Raw genomic sequence first — 17,825 nt, 5'->3', positions numbered from 1 at the left:
GAATTCACAGAACCTCTGGTTTCATAGCTGTCTCCTCGGCGGTTCGTGCCCCTGCGCCACGCCCCGCCGGGCTAAGCTCTCCTGAGCCGAAAGAGGGAAAAAATTGAATGAGCCTCCTTTTCGACTCAGATATGGGAAAGAAATAAACTCCCCCTTCTCCTTGCCTGCTCGCCGTACAGGCAAGGTAAAGTACAAGGCTCAATCAAAGCATACTGCCAATCACAAGACTGACCCCACTCCCTGCAGTGGGGAGCGGAGCAACGCTGGCTCGGGTGCCAGGATTCGAACCTGGGATCGCGGATCCAAAGTCCGCTGCCTTACCGCTTGGCCACACCCGAATGTGGTTCTCTGCCAGACCTGCCTTACCTACCAGATCAGCTCTCAGCGGTCTTGCGCTAGTGAGTCTGCTGTTCTGCTTGCCTTGTCGTTGTTGCACGCTCTGATGGCAAGGCAAATGGAGACGCGACACCTTGTCTGTAGCTGTCCGTAAACAGGATACCCTTTCTTGCCAGCTCTGTCAAGAGGGGAGGAAGAGCTAACCTTGGCTGAGGCCTGCTGTGAGGTGATGGGGTGGCCGGGCCTGGCCTGACCCGGCCTGACTTCGCCGTGTGCCGGGAATACGGCAAGCCGCGCTGTGGTTGTTTACTTACTAGATACACTATGTTATCATTCTCTCTGAGGTAAAGGCTCCGTTTCAGTGAGAAGGCGCCCGGCTGCTCGGAGAGAGATGGGCGCCGCTTGGGCCTGAACTGAACTGGAGGAGGAACGATCGTGGAAGCCGCTTCTGCAAGTGACCTGCGCGTCGATACGCGTCTGGCGAAGTTCTCCCAGGGCAGCGTTGTTGTGCTGACGGCTGTGGCCTTTCTGCTGAGTTGGCCGCCCCTGGTCTTGATCACCGGGCTGCTGCTGGCCTGGAGTGCCCTCTGGCCGGCGGCTGGTCCTTTCGCCCTGCTCTATCGGCATGTCCTCGTACCGCTCGGCCTGTTGAAACCGCGTCTGGTTGAAGACGATCCGGCTCCGCACCGGTTCGCCCAGGGGGTGGGGGCCACGCTGCTGCTGGTGGCTGGGTTGGTGCTCCTCTTGACCTCGGCGACCGTGGTCGGCTGGGCCCTGGACCTGCTGGTGTTTGTCCTCTCGTTTGTCAACCTCACGGTTGGCTTTTGCGCCGGCTGTTTGGTCTACTACTATCTGGGGAAAGCTGGCCTTGTCCCCCGCGTGCGCTACGAAGGGGGCTTTCACTGGCGCGGTGTGCGATAAGGCAGGGCAGGCAGGTGCACTATGGAGGTGATGCTCTGGCGGGCAGCCTTGCTACTAGGGCTGGCGGCCCTTCTCTGGGGCTTGATTGCACTTGGACGGCGCTTTGTGGAGCGACAGCGCCGGGCGGCGCTGGCAGCGCCGGCCCTGGCCGCTGGGGGGCCGCCTGCGCTGGCGGTCTCTGAGGCGCCGGTACGTGTCCTGCTCTTCAGTAGCGCCGAGTGCCAACAGTGCCAGCGCCTGCAGAAGCCGGCGCTACGTCAGGTGCAGGCGGCCCGCGGCGCGCTGGTTCAGGTTATTGAGATCGATGCGCCGACCCAGCCGCAGTTAACGGCGCGCTATCGAGTGCTGACTTTACCAACAACTGTCGTGCTCGATGGTGAAGGCAAGGCCCAGGCGGTCAACTATGGCTTTGCTCCTGCCGGACGGCTGCTGACTCAGATCGATCGCGTGCTCGCCCAGGTGCGAAGGTAACTAAAGCCTGGCCTCGCTTTCGGGCCGCGTCTCGGGCGCTCCTTTTTCTTCTCTTGCTCTCTAAGCTGGTCGGGCGGTGGCCTGGGGCCTGGGCAGCCTCGCCTCTCCGGTGGCGCGAGGCTGCTCCCACTCACGGGAGATCTTGACGAGGCAGAGGGCCGCATGTCACAATGACAGTGATTTCTTCAGAGAGGAAGAGAGCAAACGCCCATGCGCGTCCTTGACACGCACGTTGATCGCAATAGTCCTGAATTCCAGGAAAATGCGCGCTATTTCCGTCAGCTTGTGGCTGAGCTGAAGGAGCGTCTACAGCAGGTGCAGCAGGGCGGAGGCGCCGAGGCCATTGCTCGTCATCGTAAGCGCAATAAGCTGCTGGCGCGCGAGCGCATTCGTTTACTCTGTGATCCCGATACTCCATTTTTGGAGCTGAGTCCGCTGGCTGCCTGGGATATGTACGATAACGAGGCTCCCTCGGCGGGCATTGTGACCGGCATAGGGGTGGTTGAGGGCCAGGAGTGCATGATTATCGCTAACGATGCCACCGTCAAAGGCGGAACCTACTACCCGATGACGGTTAAGAAGCATCTGCGGGCTCAGGAGATTGCCGAGCAGAATCGTCTCCCTTGTATTTATCTTGTCGACTCGGGCGGGGCCTTTTTGCCGCTGCAGGCTGAGGTCTTTCCCGACCGCGACCATTTCGGGCGCATCTTTTACAATCAGGCCCGCATGTCGAGCCAGCGCATTCCGCAGATTGCTGTGGTGATGGGGTCGTGCACAGCGGGCGGGGCCTATGTGCCGGCGATGAGTGATGAGACCATTATTGTACGTGGCACGGGGACGATCTTTCTTGGGGGCCCGCCGCTGGTGAAGGCGGCCACCGGCGAGGAGGTAAGCGCCGAGGAGTTGGGCGGGGCTGACGTCCATTGTCGCGTCTCGGGGGTGGCTGATCACTATGCCCTGAACGATGAGCATGCCCTCGCTATCTGCCGCAGCATTGTGGCCAATCTGCAGCGGCGCAAGTACATTCCCTGGGAGATCACCGAGCCGGAGCCGCCGCGCTATGATCCCGAGGAGATCTATGGCATTGTGCCCCGCGATTATCGCAAGAGCTACGATGTGCGCGAGGTGATTGCTCGCCTGGTGGATGGCAGCCGCTTCCACGAGTTTAAGGAGCTGTATGGGACGACGATCGTCTGCGGCTTTGCGCGCCTGATGGGTTATCCTGTGGGCATTATTGCGAATAACGGGGTCCTCTTCTCGGAGAGCGCTCTCAAGGCAACTCACTTTATTGAGCTGTGTGCCCAGCGCCAGATCCCTCTGATCTTTTTGCAGAATATCACTGGCTTTATGGTGGGGCGCCAGTATGAAAGCGGCGGCATTGCCAAGGATGGGGCGAAAATGGTGATGGCGGTGGCCAATGCGCCGGTGCCTCGCTTTACAGTCATTATCGGCGGCTCGTTCGGGGCGGGCAACTACGCGATGTGTGGACGCGCCTACTCGCCGCGCCAGCTTTGGATGTGGCCCAATGCCCGTATTTCGGTCATGGGGGGCGAGCAGGCGGCAAGCGTGCTGGCGACGATCCGCAAAGAGAATCTGGCGGCGCGTGGAGAGACGATGACGGAGGAAGAGGAGGCTGCCTTTAAGCGGCCGATTCTGGAGAAGTATGAGCGCGAAGGCAATCCGTACTATAGTACGGCTCGCTTGTGGGATGATGGTATTATCGATCCCTGTGAGACGCGCACAGTATTGGCGTTAGGCATCGCCGCCTCGCTCAATGCGCCGCTGCCTGAAACGCCGTTCGGGGTCTTCCGTATGTAATGTAAAGCGGCTGCTCTCCCTGTCCGCCTCTCTGTCTGCCTGCTGCCTCCTTGTCGTTGGAGGCGGGCTGAGAGAGCGGTCCCCGCTGCGGAACTGCGCTGTTGGAGAGCTAGGTGTCCGCCTGAGCTGAAAGGGCAACGGGGTTGGCTGGTGGATTGATGTGATGTGCCTGACCCCATTTAAGGAAGGAGTAGCCACGCTTGTGCTGACGGCTCTACGTTGTAATGCCCAGGAGCGTTGCTTTCAGCGCGTCACCTCGCTAGAGGAGGCGCGTGAGGCCCTCGCCCAGACAGGGACTGTGCTTTGGCTCGATCTCTTTCAGCCAAGCCAGGAGGAGCTGCGGCGGGTGGGCGCGGCCTTCCATCTGCATCCGCTGGCGGTCGAGGATGCCGGCCATAAACACCAGCGTCCAAAGATCGAGGAGTACGAGCACTTTTTTTTCCTGGTCTTTTATACGCTGCGTACGACGGAGCTGCCGGATGAGGCGGGACTGCAGGTCTGTGAGCTGGACCTCTTTCTTGGGGAGCGCTTCTTGATCACGGTGCATGATGAGCAGATTCCCGAGTTGGAGGAGGTTGAGCAGCGCTGGACGCGCAATGTGCATCAGTTGGAAGGCGGGGTTGTGGTCCTGCTCTATTCCTTGCTCGATACGATTGTCGATCAGTATTTCCCGGTCCTCGATGCCATGGTCGAGCAGGCCGAGGGGCTGGAAGATCAGCTTTTCAGCGGTACCCTCCGTCAGCGCCCTTTTACTCAGGAGCTGCTCACTCTCAAGAAGCGCTTCCTGAAGTTGCGCCGCATTGTCGGCCCCGAACGTGATGTTCTTAATGTGCTAACAAATCGCGATAATCCCCTCTTCAGTGAGCATGCTCTGCTTTATTTTCGCGATATCTATGACCACATTATGCGCGTCGCTGATACCGTCGATCTCTACCGTGATCAGCTCAGCTCGACTATGGACGCCAATCTGTCAATTGTCTCCAACGATCTCAATAAGACGATGCGCACGCTGACGGCAGCCTCCATCATTCTGATGGTTGATGCCTTGCTGGCGGGGATCTGGGGGATGAATTTTGAGCATATGCCTGAGCTGCACTGGGTCTATGGCTATCCAGCGGCGCTGACTGCCATGGGAGGAATCTCGTTGCTCCTGCTGGTGATCTTTCGGCGCCTGCGCTGGCTCTAGGGAGGGGCTGAATAGCTGGCTGGTGACGGGTGCTCCGCGCGCGAGGCGGCGAGAGAGCAAGCGGAAGAGAGATCAGCCAGCAGGCTGGCAGACGGGTGGTATAATCAAAAACAACAAGCGAATGAGGAGCTGCGGCAGCCGTTGGCTCTCTGCCGGTGAGGGCCAGAGGCTGGCATTGGTGAGCGAACCGCCGGGCCGGCTGGTTCCGCTAGACCTGCAGCAGCTGAGTTCTTGTCGGGGATTGGCACAATGGAGTACACCCTACTCAGTGTTGAACGCAGCTTTCAGGACCGGGTCGCGACGGTGACGATGCGCCGTCCCGAGGTCCATAATGCTTTTAATGAGCAGTTGATTGAGGAGCTGCGGGCTGCCTTTACGGCTTTGCGCGACGATGAGCGGCTGCATGCTGTCGTCCTGACCGGCGCGGGTGCCTCTTTTAGCGCTGGGGCCGATATCAAGATGATGCAGCAGGCGGCAGGCTTGAGCCGTGAGGAGAATGTGACCGAGGCTTTGCGCTTAGCTGACCTCTTTGAGACGATCTATACCTTCCCCTGTCCGGTGGTAGCCCGCGTCAATGGCACGGCGATGGGTGGAGGGCTAGGTCTGATTGCGGCCTGCGATCTGGTGATTGCGGTGGAGACAGCTCGCTTTGCTTTCAGCGAAGTGCGTCTGGGCATCGCGCCGGCGGTGATTGCTCCCTACGTCGTGCGCAAAATCGGTGAGGGGCAGGCGCGGGCTCTCTTTGTAACGGGCGAGCAGTTCTCTGCGGCACGGGCCCGTGAACTTGGGCTTGTGCATGGGGTGGTGACGGCTCAAGAGCTGGATGCGGCGGTGGAGCAGGTGCTGCATCATCTGCTCCGAGGTGGGCCACGTGCCCTGCGCGCCTGCAAGGCCTTGGCCCTACAGGTTGGCTCGTTGAGTCGCGAGGCGGCGCGTGACTATACCGCCAATCTGATCGCCGAATTGCGGACGAGTGCCGAAGGACAGGAGGGTCTGCGCGCCTTCCTGGAGAAGCGCCAAGCGAACTGGGTGAGCAACTAAGATGTTCAAGAAGATTCTCATCGCCAATCGGGGGGAGATTGCCCGCCGCATCATGGCCACCTGTCGCGCGATGGGCATTCGCACCGTTGCCGTTTACTCGGAGGCCGACCGTTATGCGCCGCACGTCTACGAAGCCGACGAGGCCTATCCCATCGGCCCGGCGCCTGCCAGCGAAAGTTATCTGCGCATCGAGGCAATCATTGCAGCGGCCCGTCAAGCTGGGGCGGAGGCCATTCACCCCGGCTATGGCTTCCTATCGGAAAACCCGGCTTTCGCTGAAGCCTGCCAGGAAGCCGGCCTTGTCTTCATTGGTCCCCCGGCCTCGGCCATGCGTCTCATGGGCTCGAAAATTGCGGCGCGTCGGGTGGCGCAGCAGGTCGGTGTACCAACGGTACCGGGCTACGATGGGCCCGAGCAGACCCCGCAGCATCTGCTCCAGGAGGCCGAGCGCATCGGCGTACCGCTCTTGATCAAGGCGGCAGCCGGCGGTGGTGGCAAAGGAATGCGGGTGGTGCGCTCGCTGGAAGATTTTCCCGCTCAGCTAGAGGGAGCGCAGCGCGAGGCGCGTGCTGCCTTTGGCGATGGCACAGTCTTTCTGGAGCGCTTGCTAGAGCAGCCGCGTCACATTGAGTTCCAGGTCTTGGCCGATGCCTACGGGCAGGTTGTGCATCTGGGCGAGCGCGAATGCTCGATTCAGCGTCGCCACCAGAAGATCGTTGAGGAGACCCCATCTCCTGCCTTGACGCCGGCCTTGCGCGCTCAGATGGGGGAGGCCGCCGTACGCATTGCTCGCGCTGCTGGCTATGTCAACGCTGGCACGCTAGAGTTTTTGCTTGATCGTGATCACCACTTCTATTTTCTGGAGATGAACACGCGCCTGCAGGTTGAGCACCCTGTGACCGAGCTTGTGATGGGGGTTGACCTGGTGCGCCTGCAGATCCTGATCGCCGCTGGCGAGCCTTTGCGTCTCCGTCAAGACGAGCTGGTGGCCCGCGGTCATGCTCTCGAAATGCGCCTTTATGCTGAAGATCCCGAGCAGCAGTTTCTCCCATCTACTGGCAAAATCCTCCGCTTTGTCATGCCGCAGCGGCCCGGTATGCGCATTGATAGCGGCGTGGAAAGCGGCTCTGAGGTCAGCCAGTTCTATGATCCCATGCTGGCCAAGCTGATTACCTACGGCGAAGAGCGGGCTGTCAGCATTGCGCGCATGCGGACCTTACTGGAGGAGTTGGCGGTCTTCGGCGTCAAGACCAATAGCGCTTTGCTCCACGCGATCACCGAGAATGCGGCTTTCCGTGAGGGCCTCACCTTCACCAGTTTTCTAGAGGAGCAGCAGCTCCTGAAACCGGGGGCCTTGCAGGAGCCAGCGGCGCTGCCCTTGGCTTTAAGCGCGGCGGCTCTGGCTGAGGTGTTGGCCGAAGAGCCGAGTGAGCGCAATCCCTGGCGGCGCCTGGGGGCCTGGCGCTTGAGCGGTGAGGGGCGACTCCTGCGTTATCGCTATGAAGGAGAAGAACATCAGGTTCGCCTTGAGCGTCTGCCGGGCACTGGCGGAGGCTGGCGCGTCCAGGTTGACCAGGGAGAGCCGGAGGAAGTGCTGCCGCAGCAAACGCCGGATGGGGCGCTTTGCCTCCAGCGTGGGGCACGACGTGAGCGTGTCCAGCTCTTGCGTCTGGCTGGTGAGACGCAGGTCATACTGCGGGGACGGCTCTATCGTCTGCTGCGACCGCAGCCGCCAGCTATCGAAAGCAGTCTGCGCGGGAGTGGCCAGCGCGGCGGTCAGAGCTTGACGGCCCCTATGGCGGGTACCATTGTCAAAGTGCAGGTCAGCGAAGGTGAGCATGTCAAACAGCGTCAGGTGCTGGTCATTCTGAGCGCTATGAAGATGGAGCATGTTATCACTGCTCCCTATGAGGGGATCGTCCGGCGCATCTATTATCGCGAAGGCGATGTAGTCCAGGGCGGGGCGGTCGTTGTCGAGGTAGAGGCGGGAACAGAGCAAAGCGCGGCGGCCCTCACGGGCGTGCAAGAAGAATGACCCAGGTTTGCAGACCTGATCAGACCTGGCCCGGCGCGCTGTCGGCCATCTGGAGCCTCTAGGTGACCAGCCAGCCAAGCGAAAGCTGGATCGATTGGTGGAGAAAGGACGTGATATCTAAGATGAAGGTCGGCTTCATAGGGATTGGGACAATGGGCCGTCCGATGACGCTCAATCTGCTCAAAGCCGGGCATGCAGTCGCGATTTATGCGCGTCATCCTGAGAAACCTGGTGTTCAGGAGGTACTTCAGGCGGGAGCCAGGCTTGTTCCCTCGCCGCGCGAACTGGCTGCGAGCGTAGAGGTAGTGATCACAATGGTTCCCACCTCGCAGGATGTCGAGGAGCTGGTGGCCGGTCCCAATGGCATTCTGGAAGGGGCCCAAGAGGGGTTGATCATCATCGATATGAGTACCATTGCACCGGCAACGAGTCGCCGACTGGCTCAACTCGCCGGCGAGCGCGGGGTGTCTTTCCTGGACGCGCCAGTGAGTGGAGGCTCCCAGGGGGCGATAGCCGGCACCCTGGCCATCATGGTTGGCGGGGAGCGCGCCGTCTTTGAGCGCGTCCGTCCGCTTCTGGAGGCAATGGGCAAGCCTGAGCGCATTTTCTATGTGGGACCTTCGGGGGCCGGTGAGGTTGTCAAGCTGGTCAATAACATGCTGGCCGGGGTGATTGCTGCCGCTACCGCAGAAGCCCTCGTATTGGGGGTCAAGGCTGGCGCCGATGTCGAGCTGATGGCAAACATTATCAATGTCAGCACGGGAGCCAACTGGCAGCTTGCCAATCAATTTCCCATGCGCGCCTTTACTGGAAGCTTCCAGCCCGGTTTCATGACCGACCTCTTGCAGAAGGACCTGAATCTAGCTCTGGAGCTGGGAGCACAGTATCAGACGCCGCTGCCGTTGACAGGGCTGACGCGCCAGCTCTATGAAATGGCCCGCGCCCAGGGCTATGGTCGCGAGGATTATACCGCCTTACTCAAGGTCTTAGAACAGCTAGCAGGAGTTGAAGTGCGCAGCCGCGCCGCCTCCACTCAGGAGCAAACGAGATAGTGAGTGAGTGCCAACGCGTCATAGCGCGCCGGGGCCGGCCTGGCGTCAGGCGTGACGCGCACAGCCAGCAGCGCTTATAGCCTGCCGTCCGCATAAAAGAGAGGCTCGTCGTGCTTTCGCCATTCTGAGTCATTGTCGCCGCCTGCTGCCAGTTGCGCTGGCATCATGCGCAGATCCGCTGGCCGGCCAGGCGCGCAGAAGAAAGGAGCATTCCCAATGGAGCAACTCTCTCACGAAGAGGCCAGCGAAAAGATCGTAGCCCTAGAGCGCCGGCTCAAAAAGGAGCAGCCATCTAAAGCGCGTCGCGCCAAAGATGGCTATTTACGCCCATCTTTTTCCTGTGTTACCAGTCTGCGTGCGGCTGATATCTCTGTTCCCAACGGATCAAAGCAGACGTGGCCGGTCCCGCCGCGCGACACGCGGTGAAAAGAACAGTCAGGCAGGTCTAAAGGGAGCGCAGGAAATTCTTGCCTGCTGAGCTGAGGATTACACGTAGTAAGGGATGATGAGGCTCTGCGCGAACGACATCCCAAGGATGAGCAAGGCTATTAGCCCAAAATAGGCCACTGTCATAGCGACGCGAAAGCGCGGGGAAACCTCATAATACTGGTGCGGGTAGATAGCATTGTCGCTGTGCTGTGTCCACAGCCGGGTAGCGCCCACGATCAGGAAGAGGAGCAGCCAGAGAGAAACCTGGCCGTCAAGCCAGAGCCAGACCTGATAAGCCAGCAAGAGCAGCAGGCCCACCACATAGAGGCGGCGGTCGATCGCTCCCACAACGCGCCCGCCGTCCAGCATGGGAGCAGGAATCAAGTTCAACAGATTGATAAAGAAGCCAAAGTAAGCCAGCGGCGCCCAGACACCCATAGGATGGAACCAGGCTATCAGCAAACAGAGAGCGGCGCCTAGCGCTCCCGCTAACGGCCCGGCAATACCGATCTCGGCATCATCGCGTGCATTCTGCGGATGACGCTGCATAAAGACTGCGGCTCCCACGAGAGGAATGAAGAGCATGCCCCAAAGGGGGATGCCTTTCGCCTTGATAACAATGGCGTGTCCCAGCTCGTGGACAAAGAGCAGAGCCACGATTCCCAGGCCAAAAGCCCAGCCGAAGAGCATGGCGTAGAAAGCCAGCGAAATGAGCGCGGAGATCCCGGCCCAACCGAATTTCAGCAACCAGCCGAGCCACTGAAATTTCAGGAGCAAAGCCACCAGCGCCGCCAGACTTCCGCCCAGGCCAGCCCAGCCCTTCTTCCCCTTGATGCCACTGGCCGCTGGGGCTTTCCCCTTCTCTTCTGCCGGGGCACCCACAGCGTAACCGTTCTCGCCCGCGCCCGCCACGGCAGTATAGCGCGCCAGATCCTGCGGGCCGCGATAGGGCTGGAGCGCTGCCTGCGCTGTAGCCGGGTCAAGATGCGGTGTGCCTGTCGGGAGGCGGTAAAAGTCGGGATGAGTATAGTCAAGAGGCCCTTCAAGCGAAACACTCAGCTCGCCGCGACTGCCTTGGGGGGCATAGCTGTGGGCCTGGTCTGCATCGTGCTCCATACTTTCTGGCCTTTCTCCTTCGCTGCGTGCTCCACTCATGGTAATACTATTCTAGCACACCTCGGCCAGAAAAACCTGTTGCCTGCCAGGCGGCGCAGAGCAGAGACAGACCGATGAAGAGACCGAATCAAGCGCTGTCGCTGGATAGAACGCTTGCTGCTCGCTTTGCGCGGAGCGGCCTCCCCCGTCCCGCTGCCGACCTCAGAGGTGGAAGACATTGACGGCCAGCAAAATCAAGGTCAGGATCGAGACAAAGACGACGGTTGCCCAGCCGAAGATATTGAACAGAAGCGAGTTCCGATGTCTGCCCATCAAGCGGCGATTGTTAACCAGCAGGATAATGAAGACCAGGATAATCGGCAACATAGCCGTATTGATATCCTGGAGCACGATCAGCACCTGGAAGATGGGCAGTCCAGGGATCAAGGTCACCAGCACGCCGAGCGCGATCAGCGCCGTAAAAAGGCCCTGGAAGACCGGCGCCTCGCGGAAACTGCGCGAAAGGCTACGCTCAAAGCCGAAGGCCTCGCAGATGGCGTAAGCGGTCGAAAGCGGCAGAACCGCCGCCGCTAGCAGCGAGGCGCCGAAGAGACCGATACTGAAGAGCAGCGAAGCATAGGGACCGGCCAGATTGCGCAGCGCAAAAGCGGCATCCAGCGCCGTGCTCACCGGATGGTGAGAGACAAAGAGCGTTGCCCCGGTGGCAATAATGATAAAGAAAGAGATGATCGTCGCGAAGAGGGTCCCGCTATAGACGTCGATCTGCTCATAGATATACTCACCGGCATGGATGCCCTTGTCAGCGACAGCCGACTGCACATAGAAGAGCATATAGGGACTGATCGTCGTGCCGACCAGAGCCGCCGCCGTCAGCAGATAATCGCTATCCCAGCTCCAGTCGGGAAACACGCTCTGATGAGCGATCGCCCCCCAGTCGGGATGAGCGACGAAGGCGGCAGGAATATAGGAGAGAAAGCCCAGCGACATCGCGATAAAGACCTTCTCGACGCGCTGATAGGAGCCTTTAATGACCAGCCACCACAGCACCAGCCCGCAGACAGGCACAGTGACATAGAGCCAGGGCGTATGCACATCCTGAGCCAAGACCTGCACACTGGCGCCAATGCCGAGAAACTCCGAAATGGTAATCCCCGTATTGGCGATCAGCAGAGCCAGCATGGCCAGCGCCGTCCAGCGTACGCCAAACTCCTCGCGAATCAGATCGGCCAGGCCCTTGCCGGTCACCGCTCCCATGCGGGCACACATCTCCTGGATCACAGCCACAAAGAAACTGCTAATGAAAAGCGCCCACAACAGGTTATAGCCATAGTTGGCCCCAGCCGCCGAGTAGGTAGCGATACCCCCAGCGTCGTTGCCGGCGTTGGCCGCGATCAGGCCCGGGCCAAGCACCGCCAGCAGCCGGATCAGCGGTGACGAGCGGCTCAGGCGAAAAGGAAAACGCGACCGCGCCGGTTTCCTGCGAGCGGCGCGGTCCTTTCTCTGCAGCTCCGTTGTTTTCTGGCCAGATCTCTCCATAGTGCACCAGCGTCAGTTTCGCTAGCAAGGTGCCGTCCGTCTTGGCCCCGAGCCGGAGGGGTCGTGCATCGGTGGGACCCCTGCAGTCTTCTTACAGCCTGCCCAGGCTGAGCCTGGCCCACGGCTGCGAGTGCGGGCAGGGCGTGGTAATGATAGCACTCAGGCTGGTCTTCTGGCAAGGGGCAGACAACAGACCAAAGCGGGTGGGCCAGGCACCTGGCCACCAGTTGCACAACAGCCTGACCCGGCCCTGCCTGCCAGCTTACCGACCCTACTCAAAAGAGACGGCCTGTGTCGTGCCTCACTGCTGCGCCTTTTTATGGCCCAGTAGATGGAGACGCAGCAGATTCAAGGCGGAGAGAGCTGAGCGATATTTCTGATCCTCGCGACTGCCCCGCCAGCCGCTGCCGCTAGAGGTGACAAAGCCTGCAGGGCCAGCGATAGCCAGGACCAGCGTTCCCGCAGGTTTCTGCTCGAACGGCTCAGGACCGGCCACGCCAGTGATACCGATACCATAGTCAGCTCCCAGGCGCTGCCGTGCGAGCTGAGCCATAGCGCGGGCCGTTGCCTCGCTGACCAAACCTGCTTGCTCGACCAGCTCTGGCGCAAGACCCAGCTCCAGAGCTGCAGCGCGACCGTAGGCGACCAGGCCGCCGCGGAAGTAACGCGAGCTGCCAGGTACATCGGTAATCACACTGGAGAGAAGTCCTCCTGTAAAGCTCTCCATGACTGCCAGGGTCTGACCGCGCTCGACGAGCATGGCGCCAACCACGCCCGGAAGTGTCTCCTTATCAACCCCAAAGATGTAGTCGCCAAGCACTGCGCGAATACCCGCCTCAGTCTCGCTGACCAGGCGCTCAGCCTCTTCGCGGCTGGCCGCCTTGGCAGTCACGCGCACATCAACGGCATCGCTCTTGGCATAGGTGGCTACCGTCGGGTTGCTCGCGTGAATGAAGGCCTCCAGTCGCTGCTCAACTGTGGATTCTCCCAAACCGGTCACCCGTAGAATGCGCGTGAAGATCAGGCCGCCAGTATAAGGACTCAGGCGAGGGATGACCTCGGCCTCCCACATACGATACATTTCGCGCGGCACCCCCGGCATAGCGACAATGATGCGACCCGCTTTCTCAACCCACCAGCCGGGAGCTGTGCCCAGAGGATTAGGCAAAGGACGCGCCGAAGGGATTAGCGTGGCCTGCTTGACATTGCGCTCGGGCATCTGGACGCCCCGGGCAGCAAACCAGGCGCGCAGCTCAGCCTCCAGCTTTGGATCAACCTGCATGCTCTCCCCTAACAGCGTGCTGATGGCCTCGCGCGTCAGATCATCCTCGGTCGGCCCAAGGCCGCCAGTCATAATGATCAAATCTGAACGTTCCCAGGCCCGTCGTAGCGTCTCAACGATGCGCTCAAGGTTATCGCCAACCTGAGAGACAAAGTAGAGGTCGATCCCCAGGCCGCTCAGGCTCTGCGCCAGATAGGTGGCGTTGGTATCGGTGATCTGGCCAAGCAACAGCTCAGTACCACAGGAAATAATCTCTGCCCGCATGGTGCCTCAAATCCTCCAAAGCGATGCGTGGTCTGGCCCGCTCGTCAGCCGGAGGAAGCCTGCGGCACCGTCGGTCAGAAGCCTCTTCTGCGATCTGACCTGACCTGACCAGGCTGGCCCTGGCTCCCCGCTCAGAGCTTGCTTGCTGGCTGACTGACTGACCACGACCCCCCTTATCATACCACGTCTCAATATCTCTCAATATGTTGTGCCTGGGAATAAGAAAATCTCAATATCTTGTGCTCAAAGGCTTGTAATCGGGGAAGTTTCCTAGTATACTGTCCCGAGGAAGGTCGACCGGGGAAATCATAGCCGATAACTTGCCTGCAGGACAAGTTCACTAGAAGTGAGTCCTATTTCCTGACCATGCCCTGTCTTTGTCGTACGTCCGGCACCGGGAGGCGCGGCACAACGAGCGCGCAGTGTGTGGTAGCGTGCGACGACTGATGAGCTGCAATTTGAGAGAGGAGTAACATAGCATGTTAGAGCAGCAGGAGTCGAAGACTCCCAAAGCGCCTGGCGATACACCGAAGCGAACGCAGCTAGAAGGCATTCGCCTGAAAGTCTTTTTGGATCGCTATTCGCTGAAGGATGCCAATGGTCAGCCGCTGGAGCACTATCCTGAAGAGCTGTGGGCACGTGTGGCGCGGGGGATTGCGGCGGTTGAGAAGACAGAAGAGCTGCGCGCCTACTGGGAGAAGCGCTTCTACGATGCGATGACCGATTTTAAATTTGTGCCTGGGGGGCGCATTCTGGCCGGAGCTGGCTCCGGCCATCAGGTGACCTTTTATAACTGCATGCCACCTGATCAAGAAGTCCTCACAGCAGAAGGCTATCGCCCTATTGCCGAAATCAAGGTGGGCGATCTTGTAGTGACCCATCGCAAGCGCCTGCGCCCCGTCCTCCACAAATTTGAGCGCGAAACTGAAGAGCCGCTTTACATCATTCGTTCCACCGCAGTCGGCTACGCTGATTTGCGCCTGACAGGCGATCATAAGGTCTATCTCATCCGCTCAGAATGGGTAGACAAGCAGGAGGCGACCGCTAACCGGCGCCTGCATCATGAGCCGGACTGGATTCCCGCCCGGGAGATTAAACCCGGCGATTACGTTGCCCTCGGACAGCATGACGAGGAAAGCGCTTCCGCTACCATCTTTCTCCGCGATTACCTCCCTGAATATGCATTGCAGGGCGGTCAGCTCTTGAAGGTGACGCCAGGCAGCGACCATGAGGCGGCAACGGCCAGGGAAAAGTCCGTCAGGCTTCCTGATCGCCTGGTGCTCGACGAAGATCTCTGCTATCTGCTCGGTCGCTGGTTGGGCAAAGGTGGCCTGACTCATCGTCCAGGCACCGATATTCCGTCCGGTATCAAGATCGCCTTTGCCCTGGATGAGCAACAAGCAGCTCAAGAGAGCGTCCGTATTATCGATGCCAAGTTTGGTATTGAACCATCCGTCAGGCTGAGTAGTACCGCGCGCTGCTACGATCTAGAGGTGCCTTCTGAAGCCATTGGGCAGTTCTTCAAGGCTTTCCTGGGCGGCTATAGCTATGCGCGGCGGCTTCCCGACCCCCTGATGCACTTGCCGGCTAAACTCTCCCTGGCGTTGTTGCGAGGGCTGTTCAGCGCCGCTGGCTACGTCTCTGGCAGCGAGATCGGTCTTGTACTGGCGAATCGGACACTGGCCATCCAGGTTCATCAGCTTCTCCTGCGCCTCGGCTACCTCTTCGTGCTGCGTGAGGAGGCGCATCGTCTGGGGAGTGGACCGGTCTATCGTCTTCAGGTCAGAGCCGATGAGGGCGCGCCGCTCTTTGAGCAATTCTTTGGTATGCAAGCGCCCGATCATACCAGCGCTTTGCAATCCTTCTTTGAGCACGAAGGCCTGAAATGGGTGCGTGTTGACGAAATCGCCATCGCTGATTACACTGGCCCTGTACTGGATATAGAGGTTGAAGAAGACCACTCGTTCGTAGCGGCGGGCCTCGTCGTCTCGAACTGTTACGTTATTCCCAGCCCCGAAGACAGCCGCCAGGGCATTCTTGACAACCTCAAGATCATGACTGAGATCATGGCCCGCGGCGGTGGTGTTGGTATCAACCTGTCGACTCTACGGCCCCGTGGCTCCTATATCAAGACCGTCAATGGCACCGCCTCTGGCCCCTGCTCCTGGGCTCAGCTCTATTCGGTGGCCACAGGCGATGTCATCCAACAGGGCGGCTCGCGACGCGGCGCGCTCATGCTCATGCTCGATGACACCCATCCCGACGTCGAAGAATTCATCACAGTCAAACGCACTGAAGGGAAGATCGAGCATGCTAATCTCTCAGTCTGCATCTCCGATCGCTTCATGCAGGCCGTCAAAAACGACGAGCCGTGGGACCTGATCTGGCAGGGTGAGGTCAAGAAGACGGTGCGGGCCCGCGATCTCTGGGACCTGATCTGTAAGTCGGCCTGGGAATCGGCTGAGCCGGGCGTCGTCTTCATGGACCGCTGCAACAAAGAATCGAATACCTGGTATTACGAAAAGATCAATTGTGTCAATCCCTGCGTCACCGGTGACACCCTCATCTATACCAGTAAGGGCCTGATCCCCGCGAGCGAGCTGGCTCAGAACGGGCAGCCCGTAGAAATTGTCTCAGAGAACCTCAGCCTGTCGCTGGCGGCCCTCGTCGGCAGCGCACCCCAGACCGCCGGCCACCAGAGCGAGCACAGACCAACCTTGCTCGGCCGTCGCCTGCGGCTGGCCAGCCCGGTTTTCCCCACAGGCATCAAGCCCGTCTATCGACTGCGCACACGCGAAGGCTACAGCCTGCGCCTGACGGCTGATCACCGCATCCTCACAACCACGGGATGGAAAGCTGCCGCTGATCTGCGCCCGGGCGAGCGACTCCATCTGCTGCGACACGGCGGCGCCTTTGGCACTGAGGGCAGCGCCGAACTGGGTCAGGCGCTTGCCTGGCTGTGCCTCAAAGCCAACGGCCTCCCAGCACCCCAAGCCGCCCTCAGCAGCACCGTCCTTGCTCACGCTCAGGCCCTGACTGCTGCCGAAGAGCAGGCACTACGCGACCATCTGCCCGCCGCCGTACTGCGTGGCAATCGCCCTATGCAACAGGGGTTCCTGGCGCTCCTCTTCTCGCTGGCGGCTACGCTCACATGCGATCGCCAGCATGGCTACAGCCTCCTGCTCAGCGGCTGCTCGCGCACACTCCTCGAAGACATTCAGAGACTCCTTCTGAATTTTGCCATTCTCTCCCAGATCCGACCTCGGCATCTGGATCAGGCGCAGGCGACCCACGGGACAGAAGCGGAGGAACTATGCATCAGCGGCGCGCAACTGCGACGCTTCAGCGAGCAAATCGGCCTCCTGCCGGCGAGTCGCCAGAGCATCCTAAGCGCTGCGCTCTCCCAGGTCTCCCAGGACACGGCCCACGAGGAGCCAGCCGAAGAGTATCTGGCCACCTTCGAGAGCCTGGAGCCAGATGGTCAAGAGCTGGTCTATGATCTAGTTGAGCCGCAGATGCATCTCTTCATCGCCAATGGCCTGGTCGTGCACAACTGCGGAGAGCAGCCTCTCCCGCCCTGGGGCGTCTGTAACCTGGGTGCCCTCAACCTGGCCGCCTTCGTCAAAGACGGCGAGATGGACTATCAACAGCTCGCCGAGATTGCACGTGTGGCCATGCGCTTCCTTGACAACGTCATCGATGCCAACGAGTACTTTATTGAAGAGAACCGGCAGGCGCAGATGGCCACGCGGCGCACCGGACTGGGCACCATGGGCCTGGCCGATGCCCTGATCAAAATGAAGATCCCATATGGCAGCGATCGCTCCATCCCCGTCATTGAGCGCATCTATCGTACCATTCGCGACGCAGCGTACGATGCCTCTGCCGACATTGCCGCCGAAAAGGGGCCCTTCCCGCGCTTTGACCGCGAGAAATACATGCAGGGGCGCTTTATCCAGCGCCTGCCCAAGCATATCCAGGACAAGATTCGCAAGCAAGGCATCCGTAACGCCGTGCTGCTGACCCAGGCGCCAACGGGTACCACCAGCCTCTTTGCCGGCGTCAGCTCCGGCATCGAGCCCGTCTACGACTTCGCGATGGTGCGCCGCGACCGCACAGGGGAGCATATCCTCTACCATCCGCTTTTCAAGGCCTGGCGAGACGAGCACCCGGGCGAACCGATTCCCGACTACTTCGTGGCGGCCAACGATCTCACCCCGGAACAACACGTACGTGTCCAGGCCACTATTCAGAAGTACACCGATGCCAGCATCAGCAAGACCGTCAACGCGCCCAACAGCCACACGGTCGACGACGTTAAAAAGCTCTACACGCTAG

The 17,825-nt window shown here is 60.2% G+C and carries 11 protein-coding genes, 1 tRNA gene and 2 pseudogenes; 10 read left to right on the top strand and 4 right to left on the bottom strand.

The features are described 5' to 3' along the window. Window positions 1-264: 264 nt before the first annotated feature. Window positions 265-338, bottom strand: a tRNA-Gln gene (locus tag AC6H1L_RS03705). 433 nt (window positions 339-771) lie between these two features. Between AC6H1L_RS03705 and AC6H1L_RS03700 the strand changes: the two genes are divergently transcribed. The 8 genes from AC6H1L_RS03700 to AC6H1L_RS03665 all read left to right on the top strand — a co-directional run bounded on the left by AC6H1L_RS03700 (window position 772) and on the right by AC6H1L_RS03665 (window position 9,286). Then, window positions 772-1,257 (top strand): DUF4395 domain-containing protein, encoded by a 486-nt coding sequence (locus AC6H1L_RS03700; protein WP_497600201.1) that lies wholly within the window; start codon window positions 772-774, stop codon window positions 1,255-1,257. A 21-nt stretch (window positions 1,258-1,278) separates the two neighbouring features. Beyond that, window positions 1,279-1,728 carry a thioredoxin family protein gene (locus AC6H1L_RS03695; RefSeq protein WP_497600200.1) on the top strand — a complete coding sequence of 150 codons (450 nt, stop codon included), beginning with the start codon at window positions 1,279-1,281 and terminating at the stop codon, window positions 1,726-1,728. A 210-nt stretch (window positions 1,729-1,938) separates the two neighbouring features. Beyond that, complete coding sequence (locus AC6H1L_RS03690) at window positions 1,939-3,546, top strand: carboxyl transferase domain-containing protein (protein ID WP_497600199.1); 1,608 nt, start codon at window positions 1,939-1,941, stop codon at window positions 3,544-3,546. A gap of 202 nt (window positions 3,547-3,748) precedes the next feature. Beyond that, window positions 3,749-4,732: a magnesium/cobalt transporter CorA gene (gene corA / locus AC6H1L_RS03685; protein WP_497600198.1), complete on the top strand. Its 984-nt coding sequence runs from the start codon at window positions 3,749-3,751 to the stop codon at window positions 4,730-4,732. Window positions 4,733-4,981: 249 nt separating this feature from the next. Further along, the gene (locus AC6H1L_RS03680; RefSeq protein ID WP_497600197.1) at window positions 4,982-5,773 is read left to right on the top strand and encodes an enoyl-CoA hydratase-related protein; all 792 of its coding nucleotides are present in this window, start codon (window positions 4,982-4,984) and stop codon (window positions 5,771-5,773) included. Between the two features lies 1 nt (window position 5,774). Further along, window positions 5,775-7,808 carry an acetyl-CoA carboxylase biotin carboxylase subunit gene (locus AC6H1L_RS03675; RefSeq protein ID WP_497600196.1) on the top strand — a complete coding sequence of 678 codons (2,034 nt, stop codon included), beginning with the start codon at window positions 5,775-5,777 and terminating at the stop codon, window positions 7,806-7,808. A 110-nt stretch (window positions 7,809-7,918) separates the two neighbouring features. Further along, entirely contained in the window at window positions 7,919-8,860 is a 942-nt protein-coding gene (locus AC6H1L_RS03670) for an NAD(P)-dependent oxidoreductase (protein WP_497600195.1), read from the top strand. 216 nt (window positions 8,861-9,076) lie between these two features. Beyond that, window positions 9,077-9,286 (top strand): hypothetical protein, encoded by a 210-nt coding sequence (locus tag AC6H1L_RS03665; protein WP_497600194.1) that lies wholly within the window; start codon window positions 9,077-9,079, stop codon window positions 9,284-9,286. Window positions 9,287-9,346: 60 nt separating this feature from the next. On the opposite strand, the gene AC6H1L_RS03660 is transcribed toward AC6H1L_RS03665, so the two are convergent. From AC6H1L_RS03660 to AC6H1L_RS03650, 3 genes are all read right to left on the bottom strand, one after another. Then, window positions 9,347-10,405, bottom strand: a complete 1,059-nt coding sequence (locus AC6H1L_RS03660) for a site-2 protease family protein (protein ID WP_497600193.1) — start codon at window positions 10,403-10,405, stop codon at window positions 9,347-9,349. Window positions 10,406-10,606: 201 nt separating this feature from the next. Next, window positions 10,607-11,941: an Nramp family divalent metal transporter gene (locus AC6H1L_RS03655; protein ID WP_497600192.1), complete on the bottom strand. Its 1,335-nt coding sequence runs from the start codon at window positions 11,939-11,941 to the stop codon at window positions 10,607-10,609. 301 nt (window positions 11,942-12,242) lie between these two features. Further along, window positions 12,243-13,487 carry a competence/damage-inducible protein A gene (locus tag AC6H1L_RS03650; RefSeq protein WP_497600191.1) on the bottom strand — a complete coding sequence of 415 codons (1,245 nt, stop codon included), beginning with the start codon at window positions 13,485-13,487 and terminating at the stop codon, window positions 12,243-12,245. Between the two features lie 479 nt (window positions 13,488-13,966). On the opposite strand from AC6H1L_RS03650, the pseudogene AC6H1L_RS03645 reads away from it, so the two are divergent. Further along, window positions 13,967-15,214: pseudogene (locus AC6H1L_RS03645) on the top strand (ribonucleotide reductase N-terminal alpha domain-containing protein); the annotation flags it as partial. 216 nt (window positions 15,215-15,430) lie between these two features. Beyond that, a pseudogene (locus AC6H1L_RS03640) lies at window positions 15,431-17,800 on the top strand (ribonucleotide reductase barrel domain-containing protein); the annotation flags it as partial. Window positions 17,801-17,825: the final 25 nt, after the last annotated feature.

The sequence above is a fragment of the Thermogemmatispora argillosa genome (genome assembly GCF_059696725.1).
The sequence above is the reverse complement of the archived record's forward strand: the minus strand, read 5'-3'. Positions and strand labels throughout refer to the sequence as shown.

Bases quoted from the DNA above. Each gene is read 5' to 3' on its own strand.
- AC6H1L_RS03660 (WP_497600193.1), bottom strand. From the start codon at position 10,405: ATGGAGCACGATGCAGACCAGGCCCACAGCTATGCCCCCCAAGGCAGT.
- AC6H1L_RS03650 (WP_497600191.1), bottom strand. From the start codon at position 13,487: ATGCGGGCAGAGATTATTTCCTGTGGTACTGAGCTGTTGCTTGGCCAG.
- AC6H1L_RS03665 (WP_497600194.1), top strand. From the start codon at position 9,077: ATGGAGCAACTCTCTCACGAAGAGGCCAGCGAAAAGATCGTAGCCCTA.
- AC6H1L_RS03675 (WP_497600196.1), top strand. From the start codon at position 5,775: ATGTTCAAGAAGATTCTCATCGCCAATCGGGGGGAGATTGCCCGCCGC.
- AC6H1L_RS03690 (WP_497600199.1), top strand. From the start codon at position 1,939: ATGCGCGTCCTTGACACGCACGTTGATCGCAATAGTCCTGAATTCCAG.
- AC6H1L_RS03655 (WP_497600192.1), bottom strand. From the start codon at position 11,941: ATGGAGAGATCTGGCCAGAAAACAACGGAGCTGCAGAGAAAGGACCGC.
- AC6H1L_RS03695 (WP_497600200.1), top strand. From the start codon at position 1,279: ATGGAGGTGATGCTCTGGCGGGCAGCCTTGCTACTAGGGCTGGCGGCC.
- AC6H1L_RS03680 (WP_497600197.1), top strand. From the start codon at position 4,982: ATGGAGTACACCCTACTCAGTGTTGAACGCAGCTTTCAGGACCGGGTC.